Origin of the sequence: Clostridium sp. (assembly GCF_047777555.1) — a bacterium.
Taxonomy (GTDB): Bacteria; Bacillota; Clostridia; order Clostridiales; family Clostridiaceae; genus Clostridium_H.
Window position 1 is genome coordinate 395,133 of sequence record NZ_JBKEEV010000003.1, and the last position, 13,801, is coordinate 408,933.

Here is a 13,801-nt window from a genome sequence, read left to right on the forward strand (position 1 = left end):
TATTAATACTATATAAGGATTATAAGGGGAGGATTTAATGAGAATAGCCATTGATGCTAGAGGTATCAATTGGTATGGAGGTACTGGAATTGGTACTTATACAGAAAATATTGTTAAAAACTTAATAAATTTATATAAAGATAATTATTATAGACTCTACTGGTCAGAGCTAAATTATGAGGAGTATAAAAAAGATAATACGGAAATAGTCATGACTTCTAAGCGTCATACTAGATTTTTTGAACAAAATTATTTTTCTTACGACTTAATCCGTGAGAATATAGATATTTATCACGTGCCTCAAAATGGTATTGGGCTAAATATAGATGCTAAATGTAAAAAAGTAATCACTGTTCATGATTTAATACCTTATATTATGCCAGAAACTGTAGGACGTGGATATTTGTTAAAGTTTCTAAGAGAAGTGCCTAATATTATACAAAATGTTGATGGAATAATCACCGTGTCAGAATACTCTAAAAAGGATATACTAAAATTTTTCCCTATTGACCCAGATAAGATATTTGTAACTCCTCTTGCTGCAGATAGTATATACAAGCCTTTAGATAAGGATACTTGTAAGAAATTTTTAGCTAAAAAATATAATATCACTAAACCTTTCATCCTATATATAGGTGGATTTAGTGCTCGAAAAAATGTAAAGGCATTAATAAATTCTTTTTTAAGAGCTCTACCTAATTTAGAAGAGAAAGACTACACTCTAGTAATAGGTGGTGCAAAAAAAGACTTGGGAGAGTACTTGAGCAGTTCTTACTCTCATCTAGCTTCTAAGATAATGTTTACTGGATTTATACCTAAGCAAGAACTTCCTATTTTTTATAATTCCTGTGATGCTTTTGTATATCCATCTCTATATGAAGGCTTTGGACTTCCACCTCTTGAGGCAATGAGCTGTGGTGCCCCTGTTATTACTTCAAATATTACATCAATACCTGAAATAGTAGAAGACAGCGCCATACTAATCAATCCTTATGACGAAGATGAGCTTAAGGAATCTTTAGAAAAAGTGCTTAATGATGAAAAGCTAAGGGAAAGCTTAAGAGAAAAAGGTTTAAGGCAAGCTTCAAAATTCTCCTGGAAAAAAACTGCCGAAAAAACCTTTAAAGTCTATGAAAAAGTATGTAATGGATAAGTGTAATATAAATAATCCCGCTGTCTGCAGCAAGCTACAACCAGTGGGATTATTTGTGTTTATTTAAACTTTTCTCTTATTCTGACTATCCTCTTGCAAAATTTTCATTGCCCTTCTCATTGAATCTTTCTTTCCACATCTTTTCAGCATAAGGGGCAAAGTCATTTGCTACTTGTTCTATTTTCCTCTTATACTCCTCATCATGGAGCATAATTTCTCCACCTAAGTCTGTTGGCTTAGCACCTACCTTTTCACATACTTCCCTTACTACATTTGGATTATCTATCATCATACAAGGTCTTAACATATTTTTGTTATATGGTTGTCTGTGTCTTAATTCTTTAAAGAAAGGATCTCTAAATACATCTATAAGATGTTTTCCTTTAAGATTTTGTGTTGCAAAGTGAGCAAATATACAAGGTTCACAGTCCTCATTAGCATTTACGTGGAAGAAATACTTTCCTGCTATGCATCCTCCAACAAAAGGTGCATCATTAAAGAAATCTATTGTAAAATACGGCTTAGTCTTTCTTATTTCATGAGTTCTTTCTCCAAGATAAATTCTTTGCTCTGGAGTCAGCATTAAGTCAAAATCTGGTTTCTCACACCCAACTGGCATGAATAGGAAATACCAGTTCATTCTTGCGCCCTTTTCTATCAATTTATCTACAAACTCATCAGATAATACAGAATCAATATTTTCCCTCGTAACAGCAGTAGATACACCAAATAATAGGCCTCTTTCCTTTAAAAGATCCATAGCATGCATAACTCTTTTATAAGTACCTTTTCCTCTTCTTGCATCTGTAGCTTCCTCTTCCCCTTCTACAGAAAGCATAGGTATTACGTTTCCTAATTCTTTGAGTCTATCTGCTATTTTTTCATCTATCATAGTACCATTAGTAAATGGTGTAAATATCATATCATCATACTTTTCATATATATCGAGCAATTCCTTATAGAAGAAAGGTTCTCCACCTAAAACTATAACATAGTAGATACCAAGGTCTCTAGCCTCACCTATTATTCTGTCCACCTCTTCTATAGGTATTTTAGGCAAACTCATCATATCTGTAGCGTAGCAGCCTTTACATCTCAAATTGCACTGCATAGTAGGGCTTATAAGCATTGTAAAAGGTATTTTTGTATCCTCTTCAAACAAATATTTTGATCTTTTAGAGCCAGCATACCAGTTTGCATTTGCAAAAAAATTAGTAAAAAATTTTTTTAGACACTTCTTATCCGTATCTTTTAATATGCTTTCCACTAACTTACGAGTAGCAGGCTGCATATTATAATACTTATGAACAGCCTCAATCTGAGCTAACTGTCCCTTATCCCTTGTAACCTTTTTTAATGCTTCAAAGATCTTATCTACGTTTTTTTCCGGATCTTTGTCTATAATACTTAATACAGTATTTACCACTTTTTGCTTAACACTCTTCTCCAAGCTATCCTTTACTCCCATTGCAATTCCTCCTCATATAAACTAAAAAATCTACAAACCCAAGCCCTAATACAATAGTTTATTCAATTTATTACTATTATATTCTAAAATGACTAAAAGTCAATAATTAACTGAGATAAATTTACAAAGTGTTAATAAATATACAATATAAGAGAATTGCGCAGCAATTTTCTTATATGTAACATCACATATGGAATTTGCATTTAGGAAAGCTTCATTACGCAAAGAAGCTTATGTACTGCAACTTTTAGATTAGATAAATAAAAACAATCGGAGGAGCAAGTGACAGTAGAGAAGTGGAGAGTTTAGAAGTGTAGAAAGTGGAGGAGCTGGTGTTGCAATAAGATATATTAGTGATATATTAGCAACTATGTTAGTGTTATAATTAGGATATAAATTAACTATAATTTATTGCACAATTGAAAAATATTATGTAACAAATAAAATTAATATTTACGATATACTTAACAAATTCAAATTTTATTTTAAGAGAGGTCTAAAACATGGAAATTTTAAATATAAACGAATATGATATCGATATTAAACTGGAAAAGAAAATATCAGATTTACTGGTTGAGAGCTTTGGAGAAATTTATCCGAAGGACAGAATATACTATAAACAATTGCCTCATTTTAGATTTTTAGCATTTGATAAAGATAACTTAGTTGGACAAGTAGGATTAGATTATAGAGTAATGAATTTAAATGGTGTAGCCATAAAAGTATTGGGCATCATAGATATTTGTGTAAAAAATGAATATAGAGGCAAAGGTATAGGTTCGAAATTACTAGAAGTAATTGAATGTTTTTCTGTAGAACATCAAATGGACTTTTTATTACTTTTCACTGATGTGGAAAACTTTTATAAAAAGAATGGCTTTGTTAACGCAAATGTTATGTGTAAGTGGATCAAAATACATGAACATAAAATAATAGGAATTGGAGAAGAAGAATTTAAGGATAAAGGGCTGATGATAAAAAAAGTAGGAAATAAAGTTTGGAAAGATGGTAATTTAGATATGTTAGGATATTTGTATTAATCTATAATTAATACATAATTTTCCTAAAAGGTGAATTAAGTAAAGTAAAAACGGATTCTCTTTGACATCAATGACCACAAAAAAGGGACGGCTTGATGGCTATCCCTTAAATTGTCTATCAACTCCTGATAGTTAAGTAGATTTGTTATATGTTTTTATTGAGTGTCTTCATCGCTTTTGTACTCCAAAATATCACCTGGCTGACAATCCAAAGCTTTACATATCGCTTCTAATGTTGAAAAACGAATCGCTTTTGCTTTTCCGTTTTTTAAAATAGAAAGATTTGCCATAGTAATTCCAACCCTCTCAGAAAGTTCCGTTACGCTCATTTTTCGTTTTGCTAACATTACATCAATATTAATAATAATTGCCATATATTCCACCTCAGACCGTCAAATCATTTTCTGATTTTATTTTAATCGCTTCTTCTAGAAGCCGTTGAAGTATAGCATCAAAAACGGCTACAACCATTGAAGCAAAAGGAATGACCATTCCGACAAATATGAGACCAGGAGCATCATCTTTATCCGCTACCAAAAAGAATAATGGCAAGGCTAGCACATACAAAATACAGATTGAAATGGCACAGTATTTGATTTTATTTAAAGCTATTACGGATAATTCCGAGAAAGCTTTATTTTTGTCAATATAACTTAAAAGTTTAAAAGCTTGATACAGAGCTAAGTAGAAAGGTATCGCACTCCCATATAAAATAATGTAAATAATGTACTTTAAGAAATTAATTTTTAAAAAATTACATACACCAAAAGCCAGATAAGGTACAAAAAATATACACAATGCAAGAACTACGATTCCTATAAAAATAACAGCTAGTCTTAAAAAGTTTGTTGTAATTTTTTTCATAAAAATAACCTCACTAATTGAATTTTATAAAACCGTTAAGCATTTTTCGTTTTTTTATCTAGAAGATTTTTTAATAGTTTTTGCAGTACATCCACAATTAGTGTGATGATACTTGTTGCTAAAATACCTATTAGACTCAGTGCTATAGGACCTGTTGAGTCATCTCCTGTGCCACTAGCAACTATCTTTAATGTTACTATACCTAACAAAAATAAGGAAATGATTGTTAAGCCACATTTCTTTATAACCTTCAAAGATTTAAGTGATAACGCTGAGAAAGCATTGTCCTTTTCGATATAAGTTAATAATTTAAATACTTGATACAATGCAACAGAAAACGCAATAAAACATCCATACGCATATCCTAAAAAGGGATATAGCAAGTGGTCACCTGGATGCGCTTTTGCATCATTAATGGCTATGACAGGCAACCAATAGATGCACAAAACAAATACAGCAATCCCAATGAGAAAAATAATTCCCTTTAGGAAAGTGGTTGAACCTTGTTTGACATTCATTTAAAGCACCTCACTAATTTAATTACAAGATAATTTTAACACATTATTTATCGTTTTGTAATAAATTTATATCGTTTTATATTATATTATTATTGTAATATATAAAAAAAACTCTAATATTTCTGGATTTAAAACTCCTAAACCTTCTAAGCTCGCTGTCGCTCAGACAATAGAAGGTTCTTACGGTGTTTTAAAACTAGAAATAAAGAGCTTTTAATGCTTATTCAATGCTTTCTACTAGAACTAAATTGCTGCACAATTTAGTCCTAATGTACCGTCTACATCTATAGTAACCTCGCTGTAAGGAATATCTTTTTTAGCTTCCTTTAAAGCTTGTTTAACTATTATGCTTATCCCACTGCAGCAAGGTACGGACATTTTTACAACTTTAACACTTTTGATATTATTATTTTCAAAAATTTCTATTAGCTTTTTCTTATAGAATTCAACATCATCAAGTTTAGGACATCCTATTGTGGTGACATGACCTTTTATAAAATCATTATGAAAGTCTTTACATGCATATGCAGTGCAATCTGCAGCTATGAGTAAGTTTGCATTTTCAAAAATTTGTGCTGATGTTTTTATAAGTTTAAGCTGTATTGGCCAATGGCTTAATTCTGATTTATCACTATTTATATTTTCAGCTATCATAGATGGACACGCTGATATTCCCTTAAATATATCCTTATTTTTATTATTCATTTACTCTTCTCCTCTCATAAAGGTTTCTTCTTATCTATTGTGACTATAATCATATACTTGATTCAGTTTCTTAATTATACTAATATTATTGTATCTAATATGTAACTTATGTTACGAAACTTTATGTACAAAGGGGGATGTTCATGGAATATATTTATAACGCTTTAAAATCCTGCAGTTTATTTAGTGGATTCAATGAAGAAGAAGCTATATCAACGCTATCTAATACGAATTATAAAATTTCTTCCTATAAAAAAGGTGAAATTATAGCTTTAGAGGACGATCCAATTTCAAGCATCGGAATTGTTCTTGAAGGTACAATAGAGGTTCAAAAAAATTACCCTTCTGGTAAAACTGTCACCATAAATCGCATGGAAAAAGGAAATGTTTTTGGAGAGGCTATCATATTCTCAAATAAAAAGACATACCCTTCAACTATAGTATCCTCTAATGCAACAAAAATCCTATTTATACATGAGAATGATATACTTAAATTATGCAGCTCTAATTCAACATTTTTAAATAATTTTATGAAGGTATTATCTAATAGGATACTCACCTTAAGCAAAATATTAAGAGATTTATCTTATCAAACCATAAGGCAAAAAATATCTAGCTTCCTTTTGAATGAATATAAGAATAAGAAAAGTTTAACCATAACTCTTAATAGCTCCAGACAAGAAATGGCAGATCAATTTGGAACTACTAGACCTTCCTTATCGAGGGAACTTATAAAGATGAAAGAGGATGGACTTATAGATTTTGATAGAAAAACCATAACCATATTGGATATAGAAGCTTTAGAAGAGATACTTTTTTAGGATCATAAACATAAAACAATTTTATTTTATTAAGAACTAAAGCCTTTACATTCTAAATTAATAATTTATGGAGTTAGAAAAGAGTGTAAAAATCCATTGATTTTTACACTCTTTAATATTTTTCTCTCTAATCTAAATTATTCTCCTAAGAATAATTTAATATCATCTTCTACTGTTCCAATTCCAGCAATACCAAAGTTGTCGACTAAAACCTTAGCTACATTTGGTGATAAGAATGCTGGTAGTGTTGGTCCTAAGTGAATATTTTTAACTCCTAAGTGTAGTAATGCAAGCAATACTATTACAGCCTTTTGTTCATACCATGCAATGTTAAATGAAATTGGTAATTCATTTATATCATCAAGTCCAAATACTTCTTTTAATTTAAGAGCTATTACTGCTAATGAGTATGAGTCGTTGCATTGTCCAGCATCTAATACTCTTGGAATTCCACCAATATCTCCTAAATCAAGCTTATTGTATTTATATTTAGCACATCCTGCTGTAAGAATTATTGTATCCTTTGGTAGAGCCTTAGCAAATTCTGTATAGTAGTTTCTGCTCTTAGCTCTTCCGTCACATCCTGCCATTACGAAGAATCTTCTGATTGCTCCACTCTTAACTGCTTCAACTACTTTGTCAGCTAAAGCTAATACTTGGTTGTGAGCAAATCCACCTACTATTTCTCCCTTTTCTATCTCAGTTGGAGGAGCACACTTTTTAGCATGTTCAATTATACTTGAGAAATCTTTTGGCTGACCATTTTCTCCATCTGGAATGTGTTTTACTCCTGGGAATCCAGTTGAACCTGTAGTATATAATCTGTCCTTATATGAATCCTTAGGTGGAACTATGCAGTTTGTTGTCATTAGGATTGGTCCGTTGAACTTTTCAAATTCTTCGTTTTGCTTCCACCATGCATTTCCATAGTTTCCTACAAAGTGATCATACTTTTTAAATGCTGGATAGTAGTTGGCTGCAAGCATTTCACTGTGAGTATAAACATCTACTCCAGTTCCTTCTGTTTGTCTTAATAATTCTTCCATATCTTTTAGATCATGTCCACTGATTAAAATAGCTGGATTGTTTCTAACACCTATATTAACCTTTGTTATTTCTGGATTTCCATAAGTAGATGTATTAGCTTTGTCAAGTAGAGCCATAGCATCTACACCGAACTTACCAGCTTCTAAAACTATTGCAACCATTTCATCAACACTTAATTCTTTAGTTGTTGATACTAAAGCTTTCTTCATGAATGTATATAGATTTTCATCTTCAAAGCCTAGGTTATAAGCATGTTCAACATAAGCTGCCATACCTTTTATTCCATATATTAATAGTTCTCTTAATGATCTTACATCTTCATTTTCTACTGCAAGAATTCCTACTGTTTTGGCCTTTTCCTCAAATTCCTCAAGAGTGTCTCCAATCCATAGAGCAGAGTCATGAGTTATATCATCTATATTTACTCCATTTTCTATTAATGAAGCTTTGATTTCTTCTCTTAAAGCTAGTCCTTTTCTAATTCTTACATCAAAACCTTCTTTATCAAAGTTAGCATTTGTGATTGTTGCAAATAATGCATCCACTATAAATTGATTTACTTTTTCATTTTTGATCCCAGCATCCATTGCTTTTAAATCATATAGGGCTATTCCCTTAAGTGTATATATTAATAAATCTTGTAGGTTAGCTACATCTGCAGTCTTTCCACATACACCTTTTATTGTGCAGCCTTTGCATCCTGCAGTTTCTTGACATTGATAACAAAACATGCTCATTCTTATACCTCCATTTTATTTCTATTTTTATTTAAAATAACTTTTTATTTAATTTAAACAGTGAATTCAACTATGTAATTGTTGCTTCACTAATAATTTCTATGGCTTTATTATATATGGCAAAATGTTTAGTTTCTGTAACTTTTGTTACAGGTTAAAAAAAAGCACTAAAAATTTTAATAAATCTACAACCATGCTAGATAAAGCCTTAACGTAATTCTCCTCTATTTACTATAAATTTTGATATTAATTATTTTGTAATCATGTGATATAATCTAATTTGTACAATCTTAAAGGAAAGGTGATTATAATGAAGTACTTTGGCGAAAAAGCTTCTAACGTGTTAGAAGAATTGAAAGTAGATTCAGCTAAAGGTCTGTCTTCTTCTGAAGCTAAGACTAGACTAGAAAAATATGGGCCTAATGAATTTACAAAGCAAGAAAAAGGCTCTATTTGGGATGACATTAAAGATGCCTTAACAGAACCTATGATGATCATACTTTTAATTGCAGCCCTTATAAGTGCGCTTATTGGAGAATTTCATGATGCTATCGGTATAGTATGTGCCGTAGCTATTGGTATTACTATAGGAATAGTTACTGAAGGTAAATCTCAAAAGGCAGCAGACGCTCTATCTAAGATGACTGAAAATATTGAGGTTAAAGTTCTACGTGATGGAAATATAATGCAAATCAGTAAAAATGACTTAGTACCAGGAGACATAGTTTTTATTGAAATGGGAGATATGGTTCCTGCTGACGGAAGGCTTATAGAAAGCATAGATTTAAAGGTTAGAGAAGATATGCTAACTGGAGAATCTGAAGATGTTAGCAAAAATGCAGATGCTATTGTTGAAATGGAAACCATTGAAGCTAAGGGAAAAAAAGTTGTACAAGACCCTATCCCTGCTAAGCAAGTAAATATGGTCTTTGGAGGTACCCTTGTTGCCTATGGTAGAGGAAAATTTATAGTAACTTCTACTGGTGATGCTTCTGAGATGGGTAGAATCGCTAAAAATCTTGAAGAAGGAGATCTTGAAACACCTCTTCAAATTAAACTTGGCGGTCTTGGTTCCACAATTTCAAAAGTATCTAGTGGTATTGCAGCCCTTCTTTTCATAATAATGCTTGTAAAAATGATTATGGGAAATTCTCTTGACATAGATACATCAGGATTCCTTCCATTCTTAGATTCTATTGAACCTATAAAAACAGCTTTTGTTGTTTGTGTAGCTTTGATAGTTGCAGCTGTTCCAGAAGGACTTCCTACTATGATAAATATGACTCTTGCTATAACCATGCAAAAAATGGCTAAGATTAACGCCCTTGTTACTAAAAAGGAAGCTTGCGAGACTATAGGTTCAGTTAGCGTAATATGCTCTGATAAAACAGGTACATTAACGCAAAACAGAATGACTGTAGAGAGGGTATATTTAAATGGTAGATTCGTGGAAAGAGATGAATTAAGCGAAAGCAGCAATTATTTTATAGATAACTGTTTAATTAACTCTACAGCAGATATTGAAAAGACTGATGGAGAAGTTAAATATCTAGGTAGTGCTACAGAATGTGCTCTTCTTTTATATAATGATTCTTATGATTACATAAAAGAAAGAGAATCTAGAAAAATAGTACATCAAATTCCATTTACTTCAAAGCGTAAGAGAATGAGTACTATTATAGATGAAGAAGATACTTGTACAGTTTTGACTAAAGGTGCTCCTGAGGTAATTCTAGATTTATGTAACTATGAACATCTTGAAGGAAAAGTAGTAAAACTTACTGATGCTAGAAGGAAGGAAATACTAAAGGATATTGAAAGCCTTCAAAAGAAGTCAATGCGTGTTCTTGGATTCTCTTATAGAAATATAAATGAAGAAGTTGCAATGTCCACAGAAGCTGGAGTTATTGAAGATGACTTAATATTCACAGGTTTTGTTGGAATAAAAGACCCATTAAGACCAGAAGTTGAAGAGGCTGTTAAAGTTGCAAAAGATGCTGGCGTATCCACAAAGATGCTTACTGGTGATAATATAAACACAGCTATAGCTATTGGAGAAGAGTTAGGTCTTCTAGGTGGAGGTCTTAGAGCCGTTGAAGCTTCATATATAGATACTCTATCCGATGAAGAGTTAAAAGATGAAATTAAAACTATTGCTATTGTTGCTCGTTCAAAACCAGATACAAAAATGAGAATTGTACAAGCTCTTCAAGCTAATGGAGATGTAGTTGCAGTTACTGGAGATGGAATAAATGACGCTCCTGCTTTAACTAAAGCAGACGTTGGTATTGCAATGGGTATTGCAGGTACTGAGGTTTCTAAAAATGCAGCAGACATTATATTGACCGACGACAGCTTTGGTACTATAGTTAAGGGTATAAAATGGGGACGTGGAATATATGAAAACTTCCAAAGATTTATTCAATTCCAGATTACAGTTAATATCATAGCTTTCTTAACAGCTATTTTATCTGTATTATTGGATTTTGAAATGCCATTTACAACTATACAATTGTTATGGGTTAACATTATAATGGATGGTCCTCCAGCACTTTCTCTTGGACTCGAACCTGTTCGTAATGCTGTTTTAAACAGAAAACCTACTAATAGAAATGCTAGCATCATAACAAAACAGATGATAACAAGCATGATTTTAAATGCAATATATATTACAACAGTAATTATGATACAAATGAAGTTCAATCCTCTAGGAGCCGAAGTTCCACCACAAGGTTACAGAGGCCCAAGTGAAATGGAAACTGTATTGTTTGCTCTATTTGCTTTTAGTGCACTATTTAATGCATTTAACTGCAGAGAGTTTGGTACAAACAGTATATTCCCTAATTTAACTCATAATAAAGTATTCTTACAAATAGTTAGCCTTACAGCCTTAGTTCAGATCTTTGTAACTAATGTATTCTCAGGCTTTTTTAATGCAGTAGCATTAAGCCCTATTATGTGGATTAAAGTTATAGCAGCTTCTGCCCTAATAATAGTAGTAAATGAGATTGTAAAGCTTGTATTAAGAATGTTTAAAAAAGAAAGTATCAACGCTCCTAATGACATAGCAGTGTAACATAAATAAAGGCGTGAAGCAAAATTTTGCTTTATGCCTTTAAAAGTTTTGTGCTGCATTTTTAGCTTGTGTAATGGCTTTTGCTACTATTCCTTCCACATCAGCTCCTACAACATCTAGATTTTCTGCAGCTATAGTTGTAAAGTCTGTAATTCCTAAAAATCCAAAGAAAGTTCTTAAATATCTATCTCCCATTTCATAAGAGCTAAATGGTTCTGTACCATAAGCTCCTCCTCTTGCTACAATGTGTATAGCTTTTTTCCCTTGACATAAACCTACAGGTCCATTTTCTGTGTATTTGAAGGTTATTCCTGTAACACTTATGTAATCTATATAAGACTTTAAAATAGATGGAATGCTTAAATTCCAAAGTGGTGCTGCAACTACATACTTATCTGCCTCTGCAAACTGATAAGCGTATTTTAAAATTGTATGATTTTTTGAATCTTCATCTTTTTTAGAGAATACATCATTTATGTCTTCCATAGTGAGATATCGTATATTTTCTTTGTATAAATCTAAGGTTATAATTTCATCCTTAGGATTTTTTTCCTTGTAAGCCTTAATGAATTCCTCTGAAATTCTAAAAGTTCTGGATACATTATCTGGTTTTGGATTTGCTTTAATATATAATAGTTTGCTCATAGAAAATACATCTCCTTTTTATATCTCTTACTAAATTCCATATATAGCTTACCTATAAAATTTAATTCTTATGCTATAATCTTTTTTAAAAAATAAAACCTGAGAACAATAAATTCTCAGGCATTATTTGATAGATTACTCTCTTGGTTCTTATTGTAAACCTTTATTTTGAGCAGACTTCTTATTTAGTTGTCTTGTTTCCTCTAACTTAGCGTTGTTTAAGCTAGTTGGTGTAGAAGTGCTAGACATATTGCTAGAACCAGCATAGTTTGTCATATTTGATCCTCCTGCAGCATTAGTCATGCTTGCTCCTGCATTACCTGCTTTTGCTGCGGATTGTGCATTTAATTGTCTTGTTTCTTCTAATTGAGCACTGTTTGAGCTAGCTGGTGTGGCAGTATTAGTCATATTGCTAGAACCAGCATAGTTTGTCATACTTGCTCCTCCTGCAGCATTAGCCATGTTTGCTCCTGCACTGCCTGCTTTTGCTGCTGACTGTGCATTTAATTGTCTTGTTTCTTCTAATTGAGCACTGTTTGAGCTAGCTGGTGTAGTAGCATTAGTCATATTGTTAGAGCCATAAAGATTACTCATATTTGTTCCTGCATTACCTGCCTTTGATGCTGATTTTGCATTTAATTGTTTTGTTTCATTTAAATTATTATCCATGTTAACTTCCCCTTCCGTAGAATATATTTCAACACTTATTTTAGTGGAGACTTTTGTGCCCAATTATAGCTTATCCATTTTACTTTTCACTATGCATTAAAAATCCTGTTATATATTACTCTCTATTGCAAAGCTATCTTTTAATTATCATAATTTATAATTATCTGAAAATAAGCGTTTGAAAAATTATTATTTTTATACTCTACATGGGAAACTATATATACACTATATTAAACTTACCTTAACAATCTCATCATAGCAGCATAAATCTCTAACTATTTCACTGGCTTTAATATTCCTTGGTACTAATATTGTATAAAGACAAAGCTGGTGGTCAGAGTCCTCATCTTCTTCTAATTCAAATTGTATATTTTGAACTTTTATACCTTTACCTCTAAAATATTCTTCTAATTTTTTTACCATCTCTCCTCTATCCAAATATCTAATCTCAACTTTTGTGCTTCTAGACCTTTCTAAGATTCTCACTTCAACCCGTTTTAAGGAAACAAGAACTGTGAATACAAATACGGCTGAAGCTATGCTTAACAAATAATATCCAAAACCTATAGCTAATCCGATACAAGCAACTACCCAAGTAGTAGCAGCTGTTGTAAGTCCTTTTACAGAACCCTTTTCATGCATTATAGTTCCAGCTCCTAAAAAACCTACTCCTGATATTACCTGTGCCCCAAGTCTTCCTATATCAGCCTTTAAGGCACTTGCTAGAGTCGGATTTTGAAGTATCATATTAGAAGTTTCTTGTACAGTATAGCATTGTATCATTGATATAACTGCTGCTCCGATACATACCAATATTTGAGTTCTAAAACCAGCAGGTCTATTTTTATATTCTCTTTCATAACCTATAAACCCTCCAACTATAACTGCTAATACAAGTCTTAACAATACTTCATACCAAATCATTATATTCTTCTCTCCCATACTTATTATTTATTTTTCACTTATTGATTTTAATAAATTCACTTGGAGTATAGTTTGTGTACTTTTTAAAACTCTGAGAAAAGTACCTATAATTAGGATATCCTAATTTAGATGCA

At 31.8% G+C, this 13,801-nt stretch carries 14 protein-coding genes; 4 read left to right on the top strand and 10 right to left on the bottom strand.

The features are described 5' to 3' along the window. Positions 1 to 37: 37 nt before the first annotated feature. Positions 38 to 1,153: a glycosyltransferase family 4 protein gene (locus tag ACFWTK_RS07945; protein WP_415875466.1), complete on the top strand. Its 1,116-nt coding sequence runs from the start codon at positions 38 to 40 to the stop codon at positions 1,151 to 1,153. A gap of 85 nt (positions 1,154 to 1,238) precedes the next feature. On the opposite strand, the gene ACFWTK_RS07950 is transcribed toward ACFWTK_RS07945, so the two are convergent. Next, the gene (locus tag ACFWTK_RS07950; protein ID WP_415875467.1) at positions 1,239 to 2,621 is read right to left on the bottom strand and encodes a radical SAM protein; all 1,383 of its coding nucleotides are present in this window, start codon (positions 2,619 to 2,621) and stop codon (positions 1,239 to 1,241) included. A 503-nt stretch (positions 2,622 to 3,124) separates the two neighbouring features. Here ACFWTK_RS07950 and ACFWTK_RS07955 point away from each other — a divergent pair. Further along, positions 3,125 to 3,661 (top strand): GNAT family N-acetyltransferase, encoded by a 537-nt coding sequence (locus tag ACFWTK_RS07955; RefSeq protein ID WP_415875468.1) that lies wholly within the window; start codon positions 3,125 to 3,127, stop codon positions 3,659 to 3,661. Between the two features lie 155 nt (positions 3,662 to 3,816). On the opposite strand, the gene ACFWTK_RS07960 is transcribed toward ACFWTK_RS07955, so the two are convergent. From ACFWTK_RS07960 to ACFWTK_RS07975, 4 genes are all read right to left on the bottom strand, one after another. Beyond that, the gene (locus ACFWTK_RS07960; RefSeq protein ID WP_415875469.1) at positions 3,817 to 4,035 is read right to left on the bottom strand and encodes a helix-turn-helix domain-containing protein; all 219 of its coding nucleotides are present in this window, start codon (positions 4,033 to 4,035) and stop codon (positions 3,817 to 3,819) included. Positions 4,036 to 4,045: 10 nt separating this feature from the next. Beyond that, positions 4,046 to 4,525 (bottom strand): DUF2975 domain-containing protein, encoded by a 480-nt coding sequence (locus tag ACFWTK_RS07965; protein WP_415875470.1) that lies wholly within the window; start codon positions 4,523 to 4,525, stop codon positions 4,046 to 4,048. A 35-nt stretch (positions 4,526 to 4,560) separates the two neighbouring features. Further along, the gene (locus tag ACFWTK_RS07970; protein WP_415875471.1) at positions 4,561 to 5,043 is read right to left on the bottom strand and encodes a DUF2975 domain-containing protein; all 483 of its coding nucleotides are present in this window, start codon (positions 5,041 to 5,043) and stop codon (positions 4,561 to 4,563) included. A 243-nt stretch (positions 5,044 to 5,286) separates the two neighbouring features. After that, positions 5,287 to 5,748, bottom strand: coding sequence for a hypothetical protein (locus ACFWTK_RS07975; protein WP_415875472.1), 462 nt, complete (start codon positions 5,746 to 5,748; stop codon positions 5,287 to 5,289). A gap of 143 nt (positions 5,749 to 5,891) precedes the next feature. Between ACFWTK_RS07975 and ACFWTK_RS07980 the strand changes: the two genes are divergently transcribed. Then, positions 5,892 to 6,569, top strand: a complete 678-nt coding sequence (locus tag ACFWTK_RS07980; RefSeq protein ID WP_415875473.1) for a Crp/Fnr family transcriptional regulator — start codon at positions 5,892 to 5,894, stop codon at positions 6,567 to 6,569. Between the two features lie 137 nt (positions 6,570 to 6,706). Here the strand turns inward: ACFWTK_RS07980 and hcp are convergent, their stop codons facing one another. Then, positions 6,707 to 8,353, bottom strand: a complete 1,647-nt coding sequence (gene hcp, locus ACFWTK_RS07985) for a hydroxylamine reductase (protein WP_415875474.1) — start codon at positions 8,351 to 8,353, stop codon at positions 6,707 to 6,709. 310 nt (positions 8,354 to 8,663) lie between these two features. Here hcp and ACFWTK_RS07990 point away from each other — a divergent pair, with 310 nt between their 5' ends. Then, positions 8,664 to 11,429 (top strand): calcium-translocating P-type ATPase, PMCA-type, encoded by a 2,766-nt coding sequence (locus ACFWTK_RS07990; RefSeq protein WP_415875475.1) that lies wholly within the window; start codon positions 8,664 to 8,666, stop codon positions 11,427 to 11,429. A gap of 39 nt (positions 11,430 to 11,468) precedes the next feature. On the opposite strand, the gene ACFWTK_RS07995 is transcribed toward ACFWTK_RS07990, so the two are convergent. The 4 genes from ACFWTK_RS07995 to ACFWTK_RS08010 all read right to left on the bottom strand — a co-directional run. Continuing rightward, positions 11,469 to 12,074, bottom strand: coding sequence for an FMN-dependent NADH-azoreductase (locus tag ACFWTK_RS07995; RefSeq protein ID WP_415875476.1), 606 nt, complete (start codon positions 12,072 to 12,074; stop codon positions 11,469 to 11,471). A 150-nt stretch (positions 12,075 to 12,224) separates the two neighbouring features. After that, a complete protein-coding gene (locus ACFWTK_RS08000) occupies positions 12,225 to 12,743 on the bottom strand; it encodes a hypothetical protein (protein ID WP_415875477.1) in 519 nt (172 codons plus the stop codon). A gap of 225 nt (positions 12,744 to 12,968) precedes the next feature. Beyond that, positions 12,969 to 13,667 carry an MgtC/SapB family protein gene (locus tag ACFWTK_RS08005; protein WP_415875478.1) on the bottom strand — a complete coding sequence of 233 codons (699 nt, stop codon included), beginning with the start codon at positions 13,665 to 13,667 and terminating at the stop codon, positions 12,969 to 12,971. Positions 13,668 to 13,701: 34 nt separating this feature from the next. After that, positions 13,702 to 13,801 (bottom strand): AraC family transcriptional regulator (locus ACFWTK_RS08010; protein WP_415875501.1); only part of this gene is annotated, 100 nt, incomplete at its 5' end.

What these genes read in the sequence shown, in the direction of transcription:
- ACFWTK_RS07950 (WP_415875467.1), bottom strand. Translation starts at nt 2,621, where the DNA reads ATGGGAGTAAAGGATAGCTTGGAGAAGAGTGTTAAGCAAAAAGTGGTA.
- ACFWTK_RS07955 (WP_415875468.1), top strand. Translation starts at nt 3,125, where the DNA reads ATGGAAATTTTAAATATAAACGAATATGATATCGATATTAAACTGGAA.
- ACFWTK_RS07995 (WP_415875476.1), bottom strand. Translation starts at nt 12,074, where the DNA reads ATGAGCAAACTATTATATATTAAAGCAAATCCAAAACCAGATAATGTA.
- ACFWTK_RS08005 (WP_415875478.1), bottom strand. Translation starts at nt 13,667, where the DNA reads ATGATTTGGTATGAAGTATTGTTAAGACTTGTATTAGCAGTTATAGTT.
- ACFWTK_RS08000 (WP_415875477.1), bottom strand. Translation starts at nt 12,743, where the DNA reads ATGGATAATAATTTAAATGAAACAAAACAATTAAATGCAAAATCAGCA.
- ACFWTK_RS07960 (WP_415875469.1), bottom strand. Translation starts at nt 4,035, where the DNA reads ATGGCAATTATTATTAATATTGATGTAATGTTAGCAAAACGAAAAATG.
- ACFWTK_RS07970 (WP_415875471.1), bottom strand. Translation starts at nt 5,043, where the DNA reads ATGAATGTCAAACAAGGTTCAACCACTTTCCTAAAGGGAATTATTTTT.
- ACFWTK_RS07975 (WP_415875472.1), bottom strand. Translation starts at nt 5,748, where the DNA reads ATGAATAATAAAAATAAGGATATATTTAAGGGAATATCAGCGTGTCCA.
- ACFWTK_RS07990 (WP_415875475.1), top strand. Translation starts at nt 8,664, where the DNA reads ATGAAGTACTTTGGCGAAAAAGCTTCTAACGTGTTAGAAGAATTGAAA.
- ACFWTK_RS07965 (WP_415875470.1), bottom strand. Translation starts at nt 4,525, where the DNA reads ATGAAAAAAATTACAACAAACTTTTTAAGACTAGCTGTTATTTTTATA.
- hcp (WP_415875474.1), bottom strand. Translation starts at nt 8,353, where the DNA reads ATGAGCATGTTTTGTTATCAATGTCAAGAAACTGCAGGATGCAAAGGC.
- ACFWTK_RS07980 (WP_415875473.1), top strand. Translation starts at nt 5,892, where the DNA reads ATGGAATATATTTATAACGCTTTAAAATCCTGCAGTTTATTTAGTGGA.
- ACFWTK_RS07945 (WP_415875466.1), top strand. Translation starts at nt 38, where the DNA reads ATGAGAATAGCCATTGATGCTAGAGGTATCAATTGGTATGGAGGTACT.